Origin of the sequence: Bradyrhizobium sp. WYCCWR 13022 (assembly GCF_030435535.1) — a bacterium.
GTDB lineage: Bacteria > Pseudomonadota > Alphaproteobacteria > Rhizobiales > Xanthobacteraceae > Bradyrhizobium.
On sequence record NZ_JAUIZJ010000010.1, the window covers coordinates 244,492 to 264,208 of the forward strand.

Sequence of the window (19,717 nt, forward strand, 5' to 3'; positions counted from 1 at the left end):
AGCCAATGGCCGTCAAAAATCAAGCGCGACTTCAGGCCGACTTTGAACGCAGTGCAGCATCGCTGCCCACTTTCTGGTCACGCCGAAACAAGCGTCTCCACCGCGCCTCGCGCGCCCTGGCTGTAGAGGCGCCCGAGGGCTGCGGTCACGGCCTCGCGCAGCCGTGGCTCGGCACTGAGCGGCCCGAACACTTTCGTGACGCCGAGCAATGCGGGGGCAAGTCGTTCGGCGACGGGACCGGCCTCGCGCGCCAGCGCCGCCAGCTCTCCTGCGAGGGGATCGCGCACGTCGATGGCGCGGCCCTGCTCGTCGAGCGCGGTGACGTAGCGCATCCAGCCGGCCACCGCGAGCGCATGCGTCGCGATCGGCAGATTCTTGGCGAGCCGATCCTGCATCGCGCCGAGCAGGCGCTGCGGCAGCTTTTGCGAGCCGTCCATCGCGATCTGCCAGGTGCGGTGACGCAGCGCCGGGTTGGCGAAGCGCTTGAGCAGCGAGGCGCGATAGGCCGAAAGGTCGGTGCCTGCGGGCATCGTCAGAGTCACCGCGGCCTGTTCCATCACCTGCGCTGCAAGATGCGCGAAATGCGGATCCTGCATGGTGTCGGCGATGGTCTCGTAGCCGGCGAGATAGCCGAGATAAGCCAGCGCCGAATGGCTGGCGTTGAGCAGCCGCAGCTTCATCAGCTCGAACGGCTTGACGTCAGCGACGAGCTCGACGCCTGCGGCGGCGAGATCGGGCCGGCCCGCCGCAAAGCGATCCTCGACCACCCATTGCGTGAACGGCTCGGTCATGACAGGCCAGGCGTCACGCATCCCAAGCGCCGCGGCGACCGCGTCGCGATCGGCATCGGTTGTCTCAGGCACGATGCGATCGACCATGGTGCAAGGGAAGGTCACTGCGTCCGCTATCCACTTGCCGAGGTCCTTCGACCGGAGCGCCGCGAATTGGGTGACGATCCGCTGCACGGTGTGGCCGTTGGCGGCGAGATTGTCGCAGCACAGCACGGTGAAGGGCGCAATGCCAAGCGCCCGCCGTCGCGCGAGCGCGGCCACGATGAAGCCCGGCGCCGAGCGCGGCGCATCGACATTGTTCAGATCGTGCACGACATCAGGATGCCGCTCGTCGAGATCGCCGGTCTGCGGCGTGTGGCAATAACCCTTCTCGGTGACCGTGAGCGAGACGATGCGGATGGCGGGATCGGCCATCCGCTCGACCAGCGCGACCGGCTTCTCGCGCGCGACGACGCTGTCGAGCAGTGCACCGATGACGCGGTGCTCGGTGCCTTCGGCCGCGCGTACGGCGACCGTGTAGAGATGATCCTGCGGGGCGATGGCGTCGCGTGTGTCCGGACTGCGCAGGCTCGCGCCGACGATTCCCCATGACGTGGCGCCGCTGGCCAAGCAATCGTCGATGACGACGGCCTGATGGGCGCGATGAAACGCGCCAAGGCCGAGATGCACGATGCCGGAAGTGACGCGCGCGCGGTCATAGGCCGGGCGGCGGATGCGAGGTGCCAGCCGATCGAGATTGGCGCGGCCGAGCCGCATGGTCGTCTCCCCTGTGTTTGGCTGCTGCTTGACATGGCGGCCGTCCTCGGTCAATGCTCCGGTCAATTGGTAAGACCAATTTTCCAAAAATTGGCGGGCCGCCGGGCTGAGACCTTCCCGGCGAGACCCTCCAGGGGAGGCCAGCGTGCCGCTGGAAGCTGTGGAGGCGAGACGGCTCTATCGCCAGGTCGCCGATCAATTGCGAAGCCTGATCGACAGCGGCGAGTACGCGGTCGGCAGCCGCTTGCCGACCGAGCGCGAGCTAGCGGAGCAGCTGAAGATCTCGCGGCCCACGGTGCGCGAGGCCCTGATTGCGCTCGAGGTCGAGGGCCGTGTTCGCATTCGCGTCGGCTCCGGCATCTACGTGACAGAGCCCGCTGACGCCGCGGCCGCGCCATCAGCCGTCATCGAAGGACCGTTCGAGCTGCTGCGCGCCCGCGAATTCCTCGAAAGTGCCATCGCAGAACAGGCCGCGCGCGTCGCGACCAGGGACGATGTCGCGCGAATCGATGCCGCGCTGGTCGCGATGGAGAACGTCGAGCATCCCGGTGAAGCCTCGATGGTCCATGACCGCGCCTTCCATATCGCAATCGCTGGATGTCTCGGCAACGCCGTGCTGGTGCGCGTGGTCGGCGAGCTGTTCGACCAGCGCCTCAATCCCTATTTCGCGCAGCTTGCGCAATATTTCGAGAACCCCACCACGTGGCGGACCGCGCTTAGCGAGCACCGGGCCGTGCGCGATGCCATCGCGGCGCGCCGGCCAAGGGCGGCCCGCGATGCCATGCGCGATCACCTCGCGCATTCGCAGGAGCGGTTTGCGCAGAATTTTGGCGCCGAGAGCACCGCAGGCGCGCCAGCGGCGCGGAAGCGGACGGCGCGATCCGGAAGGGAGCCGGCGAAGCCAAAGCGACGGTCTGGCGTACAAGTCAAGAGCGGCAGTGCGCGGCGGCGATGAGATTGGACGGCTCGTCTCGTTCCTGGGGCGGGTGAACGAAGCTGCAGACACAATGGGACTCTCCAAATGACCTTGACCTCACTCGCCGCAACCCTGTTCGGCCCCGAAGACCTGCGCATGATCGAGCATCCGCTCGACAAACTCGCCGATGGCATGGTGCGCATCCGCTTCGGCGCCGGCGGCATCTGCGGCTCGGACATGCACTATTTCCGCCACGCTCGGACCGGTGATTTCGTGGTGAAATCACCGCTGGTGCTCGGTCACGAGATCTCGGGCCAGGTCGTCGAGATCGCAGGCTCCGCCGCGAACCTGAAGGTTGGTGATCGCGTCGCCGTCAACCCGTCGCGCTGGTGCGGTCATTGCGGCGCCTGCCGCGAGGGCCGCCAGAACCTTTGCGAGAACATCTACTTCATGGGCTCGGCGTCGAAGACGCCGCACATGCAGGGCGGTTTTGCCAACTACTTCGACGCGATCCCGGCGCAGTGCGTGAAGATTCCGGACCATGTGTCCTATCAGGCCGCAGCGCTGGCCGAGCCGCTCGCCGTCTGCCTTCACGCGGTCGCGCGCGCCGGCAACATCCAGGACAAGCGAGGCATCATCTTCGGTGCCGGCCCGATCGGGCTTCTGACCATGCTCGCCGCACGCCGCGCCGGCATGGCCGACGTCACGGTGGCCGACATCGCGCCGGCGCCGCTTGCGTTCGCGACCAGGCTCGGCGCGTCCCATGTCGAGAACGTCTCTGGTGGCGAAGAGGGCCTGAAGGCGCAGGCCGCGTCGCGCCCCTATGACGTCGCCTTCGAGGTCTCGGGCACGGCCGCGGGCCTTGCCAGCGCGATCGGCATTGTCAGGCGCGGCGGCGTGGTGGTGCAGATCGGCAACCTGCCGGGCGGCCAGATTCCGACGCCGTCCAATGCCGTGATGGCGAAGGAGATCGACCTGCGCGGCTCGTTCCGCTTCGGGCTTGAATTCATGACGGCGGTGGAATTGATTGGTGCCGGCAGCGTCGATGTGCTGTCGCTGGTCACCGCCGAGCGTCCGCTCTCGACCGCGCCGGATGCGTTGCGCCTGGCACTCGACCGCTCGCAGAGCGTCAAGGTCGTGCTGACCGCGAACTGATCGGAGAGGGCCGATGATGCTAGAGGGATGGCGCTGGTACGGGCCGAATGATCCCGTGTCCCTGGATGACGTCAGGCAGGCCGGCGCAAGCGATATCGTCTCGGCGCTGCATCAGGTGCCGATCGGCGAGGCCTGGACGCGCAAGGCGGTCGAGGAGCGCAAGAACTTCATCGAGAACGGCCAGCCCGGCCGCTCCCAGCTGACCTGGTCGGTGGTGGAATCGATTCCGATCCCCGACGACGTCAAGCGTCTCGGAGCCAAGGCGGCGAAGTCGATCGAAGCCTGGATCGCGAGCCTGGAAGCGGTCGCCGCGTCCGGCATCAAGATCATCTGCTACAACTTCATGCCTGTCGTCGACTGGTGCCGCACGGATCTCGAATGGGAACTGCCGAACGGGGCCCGCGCCCTGCGCTTCGACCAGGACCGCTTTGCGGCGTTCGAGCTGCATATCCTGGAGCGCCCCGCCGCCGTGCAAGAGTATTCGCCCGAGCAGCAGGCGCGCGCCAGGAAGCTGTTCGAGAAGATGAGCCAGGCCGATATCGACTATCTCATCATGGTCATCGCCAGCGCGCTGCCGGGCTCGACCACCGAGCCGATGACGATCCCGCAATTCCGCGACAAGCTGGATGCCTATCGCGACATCACGCCAAAAATCCTGCGGCAGCATCTTGCCGAATTCCTGGCGCGCGTCGCGCCCGTCGCCGAGCAGCTCGGCGTATCGCTGACGCTGCACCCGGACGATCCGCCGCGGCCGCTGTTCGGCCTGCCGCGCATCGCCTCCACCGCTGAGGATTACCAGGCGCTGTTCGATGCCGTGCCGTCAAAAGCCAACGGCATCTGCCTGTGCACGGGCTCGCTCGGCGTGCGCGCTGAGAACAACCTGCCCGCCATGGCCGAACGGTTCGGCCCGCGCATCGGCTTTGCCCATCTGCGCGCGACCAGGCGCGAGGCCGACGGCCTGTCCTTCCATGAGTCCGATCACCTCGACGGTGACGTCGACATGATTGCGGTGCTGAAGGCGCTGTTGAAGGAAAGCGCGCGGCGTTCACCGGACGAGCGCATCGTGTTTCGCCCGGATCACGGCCACCGCATGCTCGACGATCTCGCCGCCACCAAGCGCACCAACCCCGGCTACACCGCAATCGGCCGCCTCCGCGGCCTCGCCGAGCTGCGCGGCGCGATCCGGGCGATCGAGCATCAATAACACGCCGCCATCGCGCCGAGCTTCGGATAGAGCCGGTCGATCGCCGCGATCTCGCTGTGCATCTGGTCGATGATCCAGTCGCGGATCTCGGCGGCGATGGGGCGCATCGGGCGGTTGCGTGGCGGCAGGAATTCGCAGATGCGGCGCGTGGTGGTGAGCCGGTCGGAGGCCGGCACCAGCGCGCCGGTCAGCAGCCAGTGCGAGGCGACCGTCAGCCAGCCGAGCGCGATGCCCTGCCCGAGCAGGGCGGCCTGCACCACGACGGCGTAGTCGGTGAAGCTCAGCCCCTTGGCCGCGCCGCGGCGCCCTGTGAGCAGCGAAGTATAGTCCGCCGCCCAATCGCCCGGAGTCTCGGCGAGGCGGATGATGGTGTTGCCCTCGGTGGGATCGGCGTCGCCGAGATAACCGGGGCTGCACATCGGCAGCATCACTTCCTTCATTACCAGCGTGCCGCCGGACGACGGCTCCTCGCGATCACGGAAGCGCATGCCGAGGTCGACATTTTCCACCGGCCCGCGCAGCGCGCCGGAGATCAGCTGGAATCGCAGGTCGATCTGCGGAAACCGCTTCTGCAGCTTGTCGATCCGCGGCATCAGCCAGTGCGTGGTGAAGGCGGAGGACACCGACAGCGTCACCGTCTCGGTGCCCTTGCGGCGCCGCTCGATCTCGACAAGGCCAGTCTCGATGCTGCGAAAGCCGTCGAGCACGCGGCGATAGAGCAGCTCGCCTTCCTCGGTGAGCACCGCGCGGCCCGCCTTGCGATCGAACAGGCGAACGCCGAGGTGCTCCTCGAACTGTCCGAGCATGCGGCTCACCGCGGGCTGCGTGACGTTCAATTCGGCGGCCGCAGCCGTGAAGCTGCCATTGCGCGCTGCTGCGTCGAAGACGAACAGGGCGTTACTGGAGGGCAGCATGCGGCGCAGCTCTGGCATAACGTCATGTTATGAGCGCGGTGAGAATTTGGCAATTGCCCAGTTTTGCCAAGTCTGTTGTCATCGGCATCACAGCCTAAAGACAGGGCTCATGCGAGAGGTTTAGGTGCGCTGCACGCTTCAACCGTGAGTGCGCGAGTTTCCTGTCTATAAAGCAGGCTTATGGCGCGCAGTGAGGCACGCCATTGCAGGGGAACGGGCGAGGTCGATCGTTGGACAAACGAGCGGAAAGCGTCGAGATCAGGTCCGCGAGCAAGGCGTATGGTGCCGTTCGCGCCCTCGACGACGTTTCCCTCAATGTCGGGGCCGGCGAATTCGTCTCGCTGCTCGGTCCCTCCGGCTCCGGCAAGACCACGCTGCTCGGCATTCTGGGCGGCTTCATCCTGCCGACCTCAGGCACGATTCTGTTCGGCGGCCGCGACGTCACCTACATGCCGCCGCACAAGCGCGACATCGGCGTGGTGTTCCAGAACTACGCGCTGTTCCCGCACATGAGCGTCGGCGAGAACGTTGCGTTTCCCTTGCGGGCGCGGCGCCTGCCGAAAGCGATCTGGCCCGACAAGGTGCGCGCGGCGCTCAGCATGGTGGGCCTTGCCGGCTACGAGGAGCGCGGCATCGCGCAGCTCTCCGGCGGCCAGCGCCAGCGCGTCGCGCTCGCGCGCGCCATGATCTTCGAGCCGCAGCTGATCCTGATGGACGAGCCGCTCTCGGCGCTCGACAAGCAGCTCCGCGAATCCATGCAGATCGAGCTGCGCGCGCTGCACAAGCGCATCGGCGCCACCATCATCTACGTCACCCATGACCAGCGCGAGGCGCTGACCATGAGCGACCGAGTCGCCGTCATGAAGGACGGTCGCCTGATCCAGATCGACGCGCCAGAGCGGCTGCACGATCATCCCGCCGATTCCTTCGTCGCGAGTTTCATCGGCGAGGCGACGATGTTGCCGGTCCGCCGCGTCGATGCCTCCAGCGTCGCGCTCGGCAACGCGCTTCTGCGCAGCGCCCGCGCCATTCCCAATGGCGACGCCCTGATGCTCGCCGTGCACAGCGAAAAACTGCTGATCGACGACGGCGCGCAGGATGCCGCCTGCAACCGGCTCACCGGGACGGTCACCGACATCGTCTACCAAGGCGAGAGCTTGCGCATTTTCCTGGCGCTCACTGACGGCATCGCGCTCAGCCTGCGCCAGCCGAGCTACCACCAGGCCTATAGCCGTATCCCGCCGCTCGGCGGCAGCCTCACCGTCACCCTTCACCCAGAGGACACCATCGTGGTGCCCAGGGTGGACTGAACATGAATCTGGTCCAACTGAGAGAAGAGACTGATATGTCGACCCAAGCCGCGTTCAGCAATTTCAAGGTTCTCACCTTCGACGTCGTCGGCACCTTGATCGATTTCGAGACCGGCGTGCTCAACGCGGTGCGCAAGATCTCGGGCAAGACGCCGGCCGAGCTCAGCGACGAGCAGATCTTCGAGCCCTACAAGCGCGGACGCGACAGGCACTACGAGCGCTCCAGCGAGGCGATGTTCCACGTCTACCGCCATCTCGCCACCGAGCTCGGTCTGCCCGCCGACGATGCGTCCTGCGACGTGTTCCAGCTCTCGGTGCTGCGCTGGGGGCCGTTCTCCGACTCGGTGGAAGCGCTCAAGCGCCTGCGTACCAAATTCCGGCTTGTTGCGATGACCAATGCCGACCGCGTTGCGCTGTCCTGCTACGCTCACGCACTCGGCAATCCCTTCGACGACACCGTCTGCGCCGACGACACCGGCGTCGCAAAGCCGAACCCGGAATTCTTCGCCTACAACAAGGGTCGGCAGTCGGCCTTCGGCTACAAGCAGTCCGACATCCTGCACGTCGCGCAGAGCCAGTACCACGACATCGGGATCGCCCGGAAGCTCGGCTACAAGGTCTGCTGGATCGAGCGCCGCCAGGGCATCGCCGGCTTCGGCGGCACGCCCGCCGTCGAGACGCTGACCAAGCCGGACTTCCATTTCCCGACGCTGAGGGCGCTGGCCGACGCCGCCATCGGCCCGGCGTAAGGAGGACCGCGGACATGACACCAGACTGGAACGCGCTGCCATCGGCCAACTCGCTGTGGGAAGCCACAGCCGAGCCGGCGCGCGAATTTCCGGTCCTGTCAGGTGAGCAACAGGCGGATGTGGTGATTGTCGGTGCCGGCTATACCGGCCTCTCCGCCGCGCACCACATCGCTAAGAGCGGGCTCGCGCCTGTTGTGCTCGAGGCCGTCAGGCCCGGCTGGGGCGCGAGTGGCCGCAATGGCGGCGTGATTACCGCAAAGTTTCGCCTCTCGTTTCGCGAGATCGACGCCGCGCATGGCCGCGCGATGGCCAGGCGCATGTACGAGATCGCGCATGAATCGACCGACATGGTCGAGGAGCTCGTCTCCGAATTCGGCATCACCCGCGCCAATCTGACCCGCACCGGTCAGGTGAAGGCTGCCCATAACGAGACGACGCTGAAGGCGGCCATCGACGAAGCCAATTGGATGACGCGCGAGATGGGCTCAGCCGAGGTCCGCATCCTCGACAAGCGCGGCGTGCGCGAGGAGACCGGCTCCGACATTTTCGTCGGCGGCGTGCTCAATCCCGGCTCGGGCGGCATTCATCCGCTGAATTATCTGCGCGGCCTCGCCGATGGCGTGGCGCGCCGCGGCGTGCCCGTCTTCCAGGAATCGCCGGTGATCAAACTGCGGCGTGAGGGCGACGGCATCGTCGCCGAGACGCCGCAAGGCGCGGTGCGCGCCAAACAGGCGATCATCGCCACCAACAGCTATTCCGATCTCACCGGAGCGACCGCGCATCTACAGCGCACGCTGATCCCGTTCCGCAGCGCCCTCATCGCGACCGAAAAACTGCCGCGCAATCTCGCTGGCAAATTGATGCCGACGGGACGCACCTATACCGAGACCAAGCGCATGATGCGCTGGTTCCGCATGGTCGACAATCGCGTCATCTTTGGTGGTCGCGGCGCCTTCGGCAAGCAGGATTCGCAAGGCGCCTTCGACGCGCTGCGCAAGGCGATGGTCGGCATCTTCCCGGATCTGGCCGAGGTCCCGCTCGCCTACAAATGGTCGGGCCTCGTCGGCATGACCTTGGATTCGGTGCCGCATATCGGCCGGATCGACGACCGGACGTTGGTCTCTATGGGCTACAACGGCGCGGGCGTCGCGATGTCGAGCCTGATGGGCCGCTATCTCTCTGCCTTCGTGCGCGGCGAGACGCCCGACGTCGGACTGCTCGACGTCAGCCGCATGAAGGCGATTCCGTTCTATCCGCTGCGCGAGCCTGCCGTGCGCATGGTCGCGGGCTGGTACCAGTTTCTCGATGCGATCGGTCAGTAGGATCACTTTGGAGGAGGCGAGGATGACGATGAAACGGAATTTGCGACTGGGCTGCGTGCTGCTGGGCGCAGTCGGATTGACGACCGCGGCCGACGCCGCCGAGCAGATCACCTTCGTCTCGCAAGGCGGCGCCTATCAGCAGGCGCAGACGGTGGCGATCCTCGATCCCTCCGCCAAGAAGCTCGGCATCACCATCAACCAGGATTCCATTCCCGACGCCTGGCCTGCGATCAAGACGCAGGTCGGCAGCGGCAAGCCGATCTGGGACGTCGTCGACACCCCGACCGGCTACTGCCTGCGCGGCGGCGAGCAGGGCCTGATCGAGAAGCTGGATTTCTCGAAGATCCCGAACGCGGCGGCGATGCCGGAGGCCTATCGCAGTCCTTATTCGGTGTCCTACGAATTCTATTCGAGCGTGCTGGCCTACAGCCAGAAGACCTTCCCGAAGGACGCACCGAACAGCTGGGCCGATTTCTGGGACGTCAAGAAATTCCCCGGCCGACGCGCGCTGCGCAATCATCCGATCGCCACGCTCGAGGCCGCACTGATGGCCGACGGCGTTGCGCCCGACAAGCTGTATCCGCTCGATGTCGATCGAGCCTTCAAGAAGCTGGAAGAGATCAAGCCCAACATCACGGTGTGGTGGACCTCGGGCGCGCAATCGGCGCAGCTCCTCAACGACGGCGAGGTCGACATGGAGATGGCCTGGAACGGTCGCGTCAGCGCGGTCGCGAAGGAAGGCGCCAAGGTTGGCTTCACCTACAACCAGGGTATCCTGCAGAGCACCTCGCTCTGCATCCTCAAGGGCGCGCCGAATCTCGACACCGCCGTGAAATTCCTCAATGAAGCCGTCGATCCCGTGCACCAGGCCAATCTGCCGCTGCAGATCGACTATGGCCCCGGCAACCCGAAGGCGTTCGAGACCAACGTGATCAAGCCCGAGCGCGCGGCGCAATTGCCGAGCGAGCCGGTCAATGCAGCCAAGCAAGCGCTGATGTCCTACGCCTGGTGGTCCTCGCCGGCCGGCGAAGCCGCCGAGAAGCGCTGGGCCTCGTTCATGCAGAAATAGGCGAGGCAGCCTTGGCGACATCAGTGCCAGATCCATCCGAGAAGCATCAGCGCCGCGAACACGGCCTGATGCTGGCATTGGTGTCGCCGGCGCTGCTGGTGATCCTGGCTCTGATCGTGCTGCCGGTCGGCTGGCTCGCCTGGCAGTCGATCTACCATGACGGCTTCACGCTGGAGAACTATCGCCGCGTCTTCACCGAGGACATCTACTGGCGCAGTTTTGCGCTGACCTTCGAGATCAGCCTCGCGGTCACCGTCATCGCGCTGCTGCTCGGCTATCCCGTGGCCTACCTTGCCAATTCGGTGCCGAAGGGCTGGAGCATCCTCATTCTGTCGCTGGTCGTGCTGCCGTTCTGGACCAGTGTGCTGGTGCGGGCCTATGCCTGGCTGGCGCTGCTCCAGCGCACTGGCGTAATCAACCAGTTGCTGCGCTATCTCGATGTGATCTCCGAGCCGCTCGCGCTGGTGCACAACACCTTCGGCACGGTGGTGGCGACCGTGCACATCCTGCTGCCGTTCATGGTGCTGCCGCTCTACGCCACCATGCAGAAGATCCCCGGCGATCTCATGCAGGCCGGCGCCAGCCTGGGCGCGAGCCCGTCGCTGACATTCTTCCGCGTGTTCCTGCCGCTGTCGCTGCCGGGCGTGCTCGCCGGGTGCACCATGGTGTTCGTGCTCTGCCTCGGCTTCTACATCACGCCGGAGCTGCTCGGTGGCGGGCGCACGGTGATGGTGTCGATGCTGGTGAGCCGCAATGTCGAGCTCTACAACCAGTTCGGCGCCGCGAGCGCAGTCGCGGTGGTGCTGCTCTTGAGTGTGCTCGCGATCTTCTTCGTCGTCAGCCGCTTCATCTCGCTCGATCGCGTACTGGGGCAGAAATGATGCGCGCCTCGCCCGCCCGGATTGCCCTCTATGTGATCAGCGCGCTGGTGCTGGTCTATCTGATCCTCCCCGTTCTGATCATCGCGCCGATCTCGTTCTCCAGCGCGCGCTTCCTGACCTTCCCGCCGCCGTCGTTTTCGCTGCGCTGGTACCAGCAGTATTTCGCCAATCCGGCCTGGATGCAGGCGACGCAGGTGACGCTGACGGTGGCTTTCCTCACCGTTCTGATCGCGACGCCGTGCGGCGTCGCCGCCGCCTATGCCATCAGCCAGTCGAAGCTGCGGATCATGCGCGTCATCCACATGGCGCTGCTGCTGCCGCTGGTGGTGCCGATCATCATCACGGCGGTCGGCATCTTCTTCGTCTATGCCAAGGTCGGCCTGGTTGCGACCATGCCAGGCCTCGTGCTGGCGAACGTGATGCTGGGATTGCCTTACGTCGTCATCTCCGTGCTGGCGGGAATGCAAAGCTTCGACCCCGCGCAGGAGATGGTGGCGCGCAGCCTCGGCATGAACCGCCTGCGCAGCTTCTTCGCGGTGACGCTGCCGCAGATCAAGTCCAGCGTGGTCGCCGGCGGCATCTTCGCCTTCATTTCGGCGATGGACGAGACCATCGTCGCGCTGTTCATCTCCGGCGGCCAGTATCAGCCCCTGACCAAGCGCATGTTCACCGCGCTCCGCGACGAGATCGACCCGACCATTGCCGCGATCTCGACGCTGATGACGGCGGCGTCGTTCCTGCTGGTGCTCGCAGCGAGCGCGCGGCAGAAGAAGACGGGGTGAGGGCAGCTAAGCCTTCGCCCCCAGCCACGCCAGGATCATCTCCACGATCTGCGTCCTGCTCTTCGCCAGCACCTTCGGCTCGCTCAGGTCCCGATCGAACAGCGCACCGAACGTATGCCGGTTGGCGACGCGGAAGAAGCAGTAGGAAGAGATGGCCAGATGCAGATCGATCGCGTCGACGTCGTCGCGGAAGACACCCTCGGCGCGGCCGCGCTTGAGGATGCCGTCGAGCGTCGCGATCACGCTGGCGTTGAGCTGGCGCAGCTGCAGGTTCTGCTTGAGGTGCTTGCCGTGGTGGATGTTCTCGATCGAGACGAGGCGGATGAAGTTCGGGTTGCGCTCGTCGTGGTCGAAGGTGGCTTCGATCAGCCGGCGCAGGCCCTCGCGCGCGTCGCAGCTGGCGATGTCGAGCTGATCCTCCAGCGCGCGGATGCTGCGATAGGCCTCTTCCAGCACCGCGAGGTAGAGCTGCTCCTTGCCGCCGAAATAATAATAGATCATCCGCTTCGACGTGCGGGTGCGCGCCGCGATCGCGTCGACGCGGGCGCCGGAATAGCCCTCCGAGGCGAATTCGGCCATCGCCACTTCGAGGATGTCGCGCTTGGTGCGCTCGGGGTCGTTGGTGCGCTTCGATGGGGGTGGCATGCGCTCGAGCATCACTGTTTCTCCCGCCCGTTTCTATGGATCACCTTGATGGTGAAGGCAAATTTCGTCCAATCCGGCGCTTTTCGGCGCGGCCTTGCATAAACGTACTAGTTCGTACATTATGGGCGAAACCAAGGTTGCGGCAACCAAAAGCAATAAACGCGCGCAAGGCCGGACGGGCATGACGCGAGCTGCATCCGCCAGAGCACTCGGGGAGGAATTTTGATGAGCTTGACCTCAACTGCATCGCTGCATGCGTCATCCGGCGCGGACGTTTCGCAAGCCAAGCTGCCGAAGCGCGCCGCGCTCGTCAGCTTCGTCGGCAGCATGCTCGAATACTACGACTTCTTCATCTACGGCACCGCGGCGGCGCTGATCTTTCCAAAAGTGTTCTTCGCCAACGTCGACCCGTCGACCGGCACGCTGCTCGCGCTGTTGTCGTTCGGCATCGGCTATATCGCGCGGCCCGTCGGCGCCGTGATCCTCGGCCATTTCGGCGACCGCATCGGTCGCAAGACCGTGCTGCTGTTCACGCTGGTGATCATGGGTGCCTCGACGCTGGCGATCGGCCTTTTGCCGGATGCCAAGACCATCGGCAATGCAGCGCCCATCATCCTGACGCTGCTGCGCCTGTTGCAGGGCCTGTCGGCGGCCGGCGAGCAGAGCGGAGCGAACTCGCTGACGCTGGAGCATTCCGCCAATTCCAACCGCGCCTTCTTCACGAGCTGGACCCTCAGCGGCACCCAGGCCGGCGCGATCCTGGCGACGCTGGTGTTCATCCCGGTGTCGAGCATGCCGGAAGATCAACTGCTGAGCTGGGGCTGGCGCATTCCGTTCCTGCTCTCCGCGCTGGTGCTGCTGGTTGCCTATCTGGTGCGGCGGACCATGCCGGAAACGCCCGTGTTCGAGGACATCAAGGACAAGGCGCAGGTCGCGCGCTTCCCCGTCATCGCGCTGCTGCGTGACTACTGGCCGGATGTGCTGCGCGTGATCGTCTGCGCGCTGATTGCGACTGTCAGCACCATGACAGCGGTGTTCACGCTCGGTTATGCCACCAGCAAATTCGGTGTCGCGCGTCCGACCATGCTGTGGGCCGGCGTGCTCGGCAATGTGGTGGCGCTGTTTGCGCAGCCGCTCTGGGCGCTGCTCGCCGACAGGATCGGCCGCAAGCCGGTGTTCATCGGCGGCGTGCTCGGCTGCGCCGTGCTGCTGTTCCCCTATTTCATGCTGGTGACCTCGGGGAGCACGCCCGCGATCTTTGCCGCCGCGATCGGCCTCTACATCATCTACTCCGCGCCGAACGCGATCTGGCCGTCGTTCTACGCGGAGATGTTCGAAGCGCGCGTCCGTTATTCCGGCACCGCGATCGGCACCCAGCTCGGCTTCCTTGCCGCCGGCTTCACGCCGCTGGTGAGCGCGAGCCTCGTCGGCGAGGGACCGCACGGTTGGATTCCGGTCGCGATCTTCGTCGGCGGCTGCTGCGTCGCCTCCGCCTTGGCCGCGATGACCGCGCGCGAGACCCACAAGGTCGACATCGCCGATCTCGGCAAGCGGCGCGCGTGAGCGCAAGGACCATCGATCGCATGTTGACCAACGCAGTTCAGACCACGCTCGGCCCGATCATGGGGGCCGAGCAGGTGACCGTCCGCGCCTTCAAGGGCGTGCCGTTCGCGACCGCGCGGCGCTTCGCCAAGGCGATGCCGCCACCCGCGTGGACGGAGCCGCGTCGTTGCACGGACTACGGCGCTTACGCGCCGCAGCCCGGGCATCTCGATCAGGCGGAAGAATCCTGTCTCAGCTTGAACATCTGGACGCCTGTTGGGACAGGCCGCCCACTGCCGGTGCTGTTCTTCATCCACGGCGGGGCCTTCGTCACCGGTGGCGGCGCCGACTATGACGGCGCCTTCCTCGCCGCGCATGGCCCGGCCGTCATCGTCACCATCAATTACCGGCTCGGACCGCTCGGCTTCCTGCAACTGCATCGTCACGGACTGGCCGAGGCCAACAATCTCGCGATCTCGGATTCACTTGCCGCGCTCGACTGGGTCCACGCCAACATCGCCAATTTTGGCGGCGATCCTGGCCAGGTGACGCTGTCGGGCCAGTCGGCCGGCGCATCCATGGTCATCGCCCTCGGAACGCTGCCGCAGGCGAAGGGCAAGTTCGCCCGTGCGCTGGCGCTGAGCGCGCCCGGCCGCAACATCATGAGCGCTGACCATGCCGACATCGTCGCGCGCCGCGTGCTGGCCGAGCTCGAATTGGACGACGATCCGGGCGCTATCGCATCCGTACCGCTGTCAAACCTCTTTGCAGCCGTCGAGCGCGTCGGCCGCAGGATCGCGGACGAGACCGATTCAGGCACGGTGTTCGGCCCGGTGCTCGACGGCACCGTGATCCCGCGCGAGCCGCGCGACGTCTTTGCCGCAGGAGGTTTGCGCGACATTCCGCTCTGGCTCGGCTCCTGCCGCGACGAGATGGTGATGTTTTTGAAGAGCACGCCGCCGGCCGCGATGATCCGCACCACCGAGCGCAATGTGCGCGTCGCGTTCGGCGATGCCGGCTGGGAACGCCTGCTGGCCTGCTATCGCGGTTCGGCGCGCGTCGACGAGGATCCCTACGAGGCGCTGCTGTCGGATGCGTTCTGGCATCGCCCGATGGCCGATCTGGCGCGAAGCCACGCAGCTGCAGGCGGTGCGGTGTGGCTGAGCCGGTTCGACCATCGCCCTGCGCTGGAGCCGTTTCTCTCGCAAGGTCCGACTCACGGCGCCGACAATGCCTGCCTGTGGGCACATTTGCCCGAGTTCATCGATCGCCCGATCCTGAAGCGCAAGGGCGGCCCGATGACGCCTGCCGATATCGACGTGGCGGCGCGGTTTCAGACAAGCCTGTTGCGCTTCGTGACATCAGGCGCACCTGATATTGTGGAAGCTTGGCCTCGGTTCGAGGCAGCTAAGGAGCCGCTCGCCATCTTCGGCCAGCCGTTTCACATGATTCCTCTGAACGAAGGCGTGCGCTTTCGCCTGTGGGCGGAACTGAGCACTGGCGCCAACGATAAGAAGAACCTCAGGGAGGCGGTATGAGGACTCGGTAAGGTGCCGCGATAGCCTCACTGGCCCGACCACTATTCGCGCTGATGACCATCACTTGGTGACAATGTGCCTGGCTGGCGCAGCGGGCGTCGGCGCTGCAGGGGAGATCGAGAACGTCAGCCAGGTGTTCCAGCCCGACGGCCGCCGGTCCGCACCGAACTCATAGTAGCCTTTCAGATTGAGGTAGCCCTGCTGCCCGGCAATTGGAAAGATGTACCCGACCTGCGGTCCGATGCCGGCCACGCGCGACTTGTTCTCGCCGAGGATCGGAAGCGCGCCGCTGTCCGCCGTGAGCTGATTGTAGACATAGCCGACGGCACCGACGTGGAGTTGCTTCGACAGGAACTGTGACATGCCCCAGTCAAGGTGCCAGTCGATGCCGTTCTGATAGCCGGTGGCATCGTTTCGCAGATTGTACGTCAGCCCGGTGACGGCCGACAATTCGAAGCCGCTCTGCTGATTGAAATAGGTGTAGCCCGCGCCGCCGTCGATCGCACCGTGGCCGATGCCGAGATTGGCGAGCCGTTGAGCGTCGTAGTCACCAACCGGTATGTCGCCGGTCAGGTAGGTCATGAAGTTGCTGTTGCCCATGTTCCAGCGCAACGTCATCTGCGGATACAGATCGCCGAAGCCGGTGAGTGTGCTGTCAATCGCGCCGGCCCGCGTGGTCGTGAATCCGCCAACGCCCGCGGTGATGGTTCCGTCGAGCGTGGTGTGATTGCGGCCCGCAATCGCCATCACGCCGAGTGAGAATTGTCCTCCGAGGACGGGAGTTGCGAATGTGTAGGAGGGGTTCAGCAGAAGCAGATCCGCCCGGGCGCCGAGATTGGCGTCCAGGCTGACATTTGCGGTCGGATTGAGTCTGCCCAGCGTGATCTGGCGGGCCGCGGCGACCGAACCTGAAGCGCCGACTGCGGTATGATAGTAGATCGAATTCAGCGCCCATCCCGGCTGTTGCGGAAGGGCAGCAAGGCTTCCGTAAATTCCGGGAAGCCAGAAGCTGACGCCACCTTCGTCGGCCTGCGCAGTACTCGCACTCGCGCAGGTGCCGATCAGGAGCGCGGCGAACCAGCGAGCGGCCTTGGCACTACGTTCATTCGATGATGGGCGCGCGCACTGCGCGCATGCATGTCCCATGATCCGCCCCCAGACTCATAAATGAATTTTCGAAATGGACGTCCAACACATCTCGCGAATGTGCTGACCGCCTTGATCTAGATCAATGAGGCGCGGCCAGTCCCGTCGTCGCCGAAAGTGTGGTGCCCTTTTGCAACGCCTGACGTGTTTCGCTCGCCGCGATGCGGTCTCAGCGCCATTGCCGGATTCCGATAGCACGCTTCTGCGCGGTCAGTTCGGTGCAGTTGATTTGAGTCAAAGCCGCTGATCCGGCCGCGGTTCAGGCTACGATTTTTAGCACCCTGATCTGGGGAGAATTTGCAATGATCATTCGGACGATCTTTGTTGCAATTGCTGCGGCATCCGTGATCTCCGGGCCTGCGTTCGCGCAAACGGCTCAATCGGCCGCGCCGCCTCCGGGCTCTCCAGCCGCCACCATCACCATTCCCGGCAACCAGCTTCCGCCGCCGCCGCAAAAGTTCGGCGGCAAGATCGAGCGTGACGCGCGCAATTCGAAACCATTTTGGCCGGCGCGGGTCGTACCTCCCAAGGGCGCTCCAAACGTCCTGCTGATCATCACGGACGATGCCGGCTATGGCGTGCCTAGCACGTTCGGCGGCGTGATCCCGACGCCGGCGCTCGACCGGATCGCGCAAAGCGGATTGCGCTACACCAATTTCCATTCGACCGCCCTGTGCTCGCCGACGCGCGCGGCGCTGATCACCGGACGCAACCACCATTCGGTCGGTTATGGCGTGATCGCGGAGCAGGCCACCGGCTATCCGGGCTATGACAGCATCATCACCAAGGACAAGGCCACGATCGGCAGAATCCTGACCGACAACGGCTACCATACCGCCTGGTTCGGCAAGAACCACAACACGCCCGAATACCAGGCGAGCCAGGCCGGCCCGTTCGATCAGTGGCCGACCGGCATGGGTTTTGAATACTTCTACGGCTTCATGGGTGGCGACACCAATCAGTGGGAGCCCGGTAACCTCGTCCGCAACACCACGCCGATCCATCCCTATGTCGGCAAGCCCGGCTGGAATTTGATGACAGCAATGGCGGACGAAGCGATCGACTACGTGAACCGCATGAACGCGCTGGCACCCGACACGCCTTTCTTCATCAAATTCGCGCCGGGTGCGACGCACGCGCCGCATCACCCGACGCCCGAGTGGGTGAAGAAGATCAGCGAGATGCATCTTTTCGACCAGGGCTGGAACAAGCTTCGTGACACCATCTTCGAGAACCAAAAGAAGCTGGGCGTCATTCCGCAGAATGCGAAACTCACGCCATGGCCGAAGGATCTGATCAAGGAGTGGGACCAGCTTTCCGCTGACGAGAAAAAGCTTTTCGTCCGCCAGGCGGAAGTATTCGCGGCCTATGCTGCCTATGCCGACAACGAGATCGGGCGGGTGATCCAGTCGATCGACGACCTCGGCAAGCTCGACAACACCCTGATCATCTACATCGAGGGTGATAACGGGACGAGCGCGGAAGGTCAGCCGAATGGCACGCCGAACGAAGTCGCCATGTTCAACCAGATCAACCCGTCGGTCGAGGACCAGCTCAAATATTTCTACGACGTCTGGGGCACCGATCGCACCTACAACCACATGTCGATCGGCTGGGCCTGGGCATTCGACACGCCATTCTCCTGGACCAAGCAGATCGTGTCGCATTTCGGCGGCACTCGCCAGGGCATGGCGGTCTCGTGGCCGGCGGTGATCAAGGACAAGGGCGGCATTCGGGCTCAGTTCCACCATGTCATCGACGTCGTTCCGACCATTCTCGAGGCGGCGCATATCAAAGCGCCTGACATGGTCGACGGCATCAAGCAGAGTCCGATCGAGGGCGTCAGCATGATGTACACGTTCGACGAAAAGAACGCGAACGCCCCGTCGACGCACACGACGCAGTATTTCGAGATGTTCGCCGATCGCGCGATCTACAATGACGGCTGGATCGCCTCGACCAAGGTAATGCGACCGCCGTGGGTCACGGTTGCAAAATTGCCGGCGCCTCAAGACTACCCTTGGGAACTCTATGACCTCCACAACGACTGGACGCAGGCCGAGGACGTTGCCGCCAAATATCCCGACAAGCTGAAGGAGCTGCAGGCGCTGTTCTGGCAGCAAGCGGAAAGATATCAGGTGCTGCCGCTCGACTCGTCAGTGGCAACCCGGATGATCACGCCGCGTCCGAGCCTCAGCGCCGGCCGCACCAGCTTCGCCTGGACACGGCCGCTGAGCGGCACGCCCAACGGCGATGCACCGAGCTTGCTCAATGCCTCCTACACCTTCAAGGCGGATGTCGATATCCCGCAGGGTGGCGCGGAAGGCATGCTCGTCACACAGGGCGGCCGCTTCGGCGGCTATGGCTTCTACGTCGTGAAGAACAAGCCCGTCTTCACGTGGAATCTCGTCGACCTCAAGCGCGTGCGCTGGGAGGGTCCAGAGTTGACGCCTGGCAAGCACCTGATCGAATTCGATTTTAGATATGACGGCCTGGGCGCTGGCACCATGGTGTTCGGCAACTATAGCGGCATCGGACAGGGCGGCACGGGAACGTTGAAGGTCGACGGCAACATCGTGTCCACAGAGAAGATGGAACACAGCCTGCCGTTCATCCTGCAATGGGACGAGGCGTTCGACATCGGCTCCGACACCGGCACGCCGGTCGACGACAACGACTATCAAACGCCGTTCGTCTTCACCGGCAAGCTCAACAAGGTGACGCTGGACATCGACCGGCCGAAGCTGAGCCCGGACGACGTCAAGCGGCTGCAGGACGCGGCGCGCGCGGCGGGTGACGGTCCGTCGGACGACGCCGGCAAGTCGGCCTCTGCCGAACCGCAGGTTGGCACCGTTGGCCTCAGTCTCACCGACAAGATTCAGTTGCGGATCGACAAGCGCGAGGGCTGCCGCAAGCAGGCCGAAGCGCAGGGGCTCGGCATGATGGATCGCATCAAGTTCGTCCAGCAATGCGCTCAACAGTGATGCCGGTGCGGAA

Annotated in this window: 16 protein-coding genes; 12 read left to right on the forward strand and 4 right to left on the reverse strand. The window is 64.8% G+C overall.

The annotated features are described in order from the left end of the window. Nucleotides 1-77: 77 nt before the first annotated feature. Nucleotides 78-1,547, reverse strand: coding sequence for a mannitol dehydrogenase family protein (locus tag QY049_RS16860; protein WP_301269653.1), 1,470 nt, complete (start codon nt 1,545-1,547; stop codon nt 78-80). A gap of 145 nt (nt 1,548-1,692) precedes the next feature. Here QY049_RS16860 and QY049_RS16865 point away from each other — a divergent pair, with 145 nt between their 5' ends. The 3 genes from QY049_RS16865 to uxuA all read left to right on the forward strand — a co-directional run bounded on the left by QY049_RS16865 (nt 1,693) and on the right by uxuA (nt 4,822). Continuing rightward, entirely contained in the window at nt 1,693-2,502 is an 810-nt protein-coding gene (locus QY049_RS16865; RefSeq protein WP_301269654.1) for a FadR/GntR family transcriptional regulator, read from the forward strand. Between the two features lie 66 nt (nt 2,503-2,568). After that, on the forward strand, nt 2,569-3,618 hold the full coding sequence (locus QY049_RS16870) for an L-idonate 5-dehydrogenase (RefSeq protein WP_301269655.1): 1,050 nt from the start codon (nt 2,569-2,571) through the stop codon (nt 3,616-3,618). 13 nt (nt 3,619-3,631) lie between these two features. Further along, nucleotides 3,632-4,822, forward strand: a complete 1,191-nt coding sequence (uxuA, locus tag QY049_RS16875; protein ID WP_301269656.1) for a mannonate dehydratase — start codon at nt 3,632-3,634, stop codon at nt 4,820-4,822. Here uxuA and QY049_RS16880 read toward each other — a convergent pair. Further along, the gene (locus tag QY049_RS16880) at nt 4,816-5,754 is read right to left on the reverse strand and encodes a LysR family transcriptional regulator (RefSeq protein WP_301269657.1); all 939 of its coding nucleotides are present in this window, start codon (nt 5,752-5,754) and stop codon (nt 4,816-4,818) included. The two genes, uxuA and QY049_RS16880, sit on opposite strands and share 7 nt — an antisense overlap. Nucleotides 5,755-5,966: 212 nt before the next feature. Between QY049_RS16880 and QY049_RS16885 the strand changes: the two genes are divergently transcribed. The 6 genes from QY049_RS16885 to QY049_RS16910 all read left to right on the forward strand — a co-directional run bounded on the left by QY049_RS16885 (nt 5,967) and on the right by QY049_RS16910 (nt 11,849). Further along, nucleotides 5,967-7,046 (forward strand): ABC transporter ATP-binding protein, encoded by a 1,080-nt coding sequence (locus tag QY049_RS16885; RefSeq protein ID WP_194479771.1) that lies wholly within the window; start codon nt 5,967-5,969, stop codon nt 7,044-7,046. 35 nt (nt 7,047-7,081) lie between these two features. Then, nucleotides 7,082-7,795: an HAD family hydrolase gene (locus tag QY049_RS16890; protein WP_258765593.1), complete on the forward strand. Its 714-nt coding sequence runs from the start codon at nt 7,082-7,084 to the stop codon at nt 7,793-7,795. 14 nt (nt 7,796-7,809) lie between these two features. Beyond that, a complete protein-coding gene (locus QY049_RS16895) occupies nt 7,810-9,117 on the forward strand; it encodes an FAD-binding oxidoreductase (protein WP_301269658.1) in 1,308 nt (435 codons plus the stop codon). A 22-nt stretch (nt 9,118-9,139) separates the two neighbouring features. Beyond that, on the forward strand, nt 9,140-10,186 hold the full coding sequence (locus QY049_RS16900) for an ABC transporter substrate-binding protein (protein WP_194479774.1): 1,047 nt from the start codon (nt 9,140-9,142) through the stop codon (nt 10,184-10,186). A gap of 68 nt (nt 10,187-10,254) precedes the next feature. Beyond that, a complete protein-coding gene (locus QY049_RS16905; protein WP_194482606.1) occupies nt 10,255-11,067 on the forward strand; it encodes an ABC transporter permease in 813 nt (270 codons plus the stop codon). Further along, on the forward strand, nt 11,064-11,849 hold the full coding sequence (locus QY049_RS16910) for an ABC transporter permease (RefSeq protein WP_258765595.1): 786 nt from the start codon (nt 11,064-11,066) through the stop codon (nt 11,847-11,849). Before QY049_RS16905 ends, QY049_RS16910 begins: the two co-directional genes overlap by 4 nt. 6 nt (nt 11,850-11,855) lie before the next feature. Here QY049_RS16910 and QY049_RS16915 read toward each other — a convergent pair whose 3' ends face one another. Continuing rightward, on the reverse strand, nt 11,856-12,506 hold the full coding sequence (locus tag QY049_RS16915; protein WP_258765596.1) for a TetR/AcrR family transcriptional regulator: 651 nt from the start codon (nt 12,504-12,506) through the stop codon (nt 11,856-11,858). 213 nt (nt 12,507-12,719) lie between these two features. Between QY049_RS16915 and QY049_RS16920 the strand changes: the two genes are divergently transcribed. Beyond that, entirely contained in the window at nt 12,720-14,057 is a 1,338-nt protein-coding gene (locus tag QY049_RS16920; protein ID WP_194479777.1) for an MFS transporter, read from the forward strand. A gap of 20 nt (nt 14,058-14,077) precedes the next feature. After that, on the forward strand, nt 14,078-15,574 hold the full coding sequence (locus QY049_RS16925; RefSeq protein ID WP_301269659.1) for a carboxylesterase/lipase family protein: 1,497 nt from the start codon (nt 14,078-14,080) through the stop codon (nt 15,572-15,574). Nucleotides 15,575-15,634: 60 nt separating this feature from the next. Here the strand turns inward: QY049_RS16925 and QY049_RS16930 are convergent, their stop codons facing one another. After that, a complete protein-coding gene (locus QY049_RS16930) occupies nt 15,635-16,720 on the reverse strand; it encodes a transporter (protein WP_301269660.1) in 1,086 nt (361 codons plus the stop codon). Nucleotides 16,721-17,022: 302 nt separating this feature from the next. Here QY049_RS16930 and QY049_RS16935 point away from each other — a divergent pair, with 302 nt between their 5' ends. Then, complete coding sequence (locus QY049_RS16935) at nt 17,023-19,704, forward strand: arylsulfatase (RefSeq protein ID WP_301269661.1); 2,682 nt, start codon at nt 17,023-17,025, stop codon at nt 19,702-19,704. Nucleotides 19,705-19,717 lie beyond the last annotated feature (13 nt).

What these genes read in the sequence shown, in the direction of transcription:
- QY049_RS16915 (WP_258765596.1), bottom strand. Translation starts at nt 12,506, where the DNA reads ATGCTCGAGCGCATGCCACCCCCATCGAAGCGCACCAACGACCCCGAG.
- QY049_RS16870 (WP_301269655.1), top strand. Translation starts at nt 2,569, where the DNA reads ATGACCTTGACCTCACTCGCCGCAACCCTGTTCGGCCCCGAAGACCTG.
- QY049_RS16925 (WP_301269659.1), top strand. Translation starts at nt 14,078, where the DNA reads ATGTTGACCAACGCAGTTCAGACCACGCTCGGCCCGATCATGGGGGCC.
- QY049_RS16930 (WP_301269660.1), bottom strand. Translation starts at nt 16,720, where the DNA reads ATGGGACATGCATGCGCGCAGTGCGCGCGCCCATCATCGAATGAACGT.
- QY049_RS16910 (WP_258765595.1), top strand. Translation starts at nt 11,064, where the DNA reads ATGATGCGCGCCTCGCCCGCCCGGATTGCCCTCTATGTGATCAGCGCG.
- QY049_RS16920 (WP_194479777.1), top strand. Translation starts at nt 12,720, where the DNA reads ATGAGCTTGACCTCAACTGCATCGCTGCATGCGTCATCCGGCGCGGAC.
- QY049_RS16900 (WP_194479774.1), top strand. Translation starts at nt 9,140, where the DNA reads ATGACGATGAAACGGAATTTGCGACTGGGCTGCGTGCTGCTGGGCGCA.
- QY049_RS16880 (WP_301269657.1), bottom strand. Translation starts at nt 5,754, where the DNA reads ATGCCAGAGCTGCGCCGCATGCTGCCCTCCAGTAACGCCCTGTTCGTC.
- QY049_RS16905 (WP_194482606.1), top strand. Translation starts at nt 10,255, where the DNA reads ATGCTGGCATTGGTGTCGCCGGCGCTGCTGGTGATCCTGGCTCTGATC.
- uxuA (WP_301269656.1), top strand. Translation starts at nt 3,632, where the DNA reads ATGATGCTAGAGGGATGGCGCTGGTACGGGCCGAATGATCCCGTGTCC.
- QY049_RS16890 (WP_258765593.1), top strand. Translation starts at nt 7,082, where the DNA reads ATGTCGACCCAAGCCGCGTTCAGCAATTTCAAGGTTCTCACCTTCGAC.
- QY049_RS16860 (WP_301269653.1), bottom strand. Translation starts at nt 1,547, where the DNA reads ATGCGGCTCGGCCGCGCCAATCTCGATCGGCTGGCACCTCGCATCCGC.
- QY049_RS16895 (WP_301269658.1), top strand. Translation starts at nt 7,810, where the DNA reads ATGACACCAGACTGGAACGCGCTGCCATCGGCCAACTCGCTGTGGGAA.
- QY049_RS16935 (WP_301269661.1), top strand. Translation starts at nt 17,023, where the DNA reads ATGATCATTCGGACGATCTTTGTTGCAATTGCTGCGGCATCCGTGATC.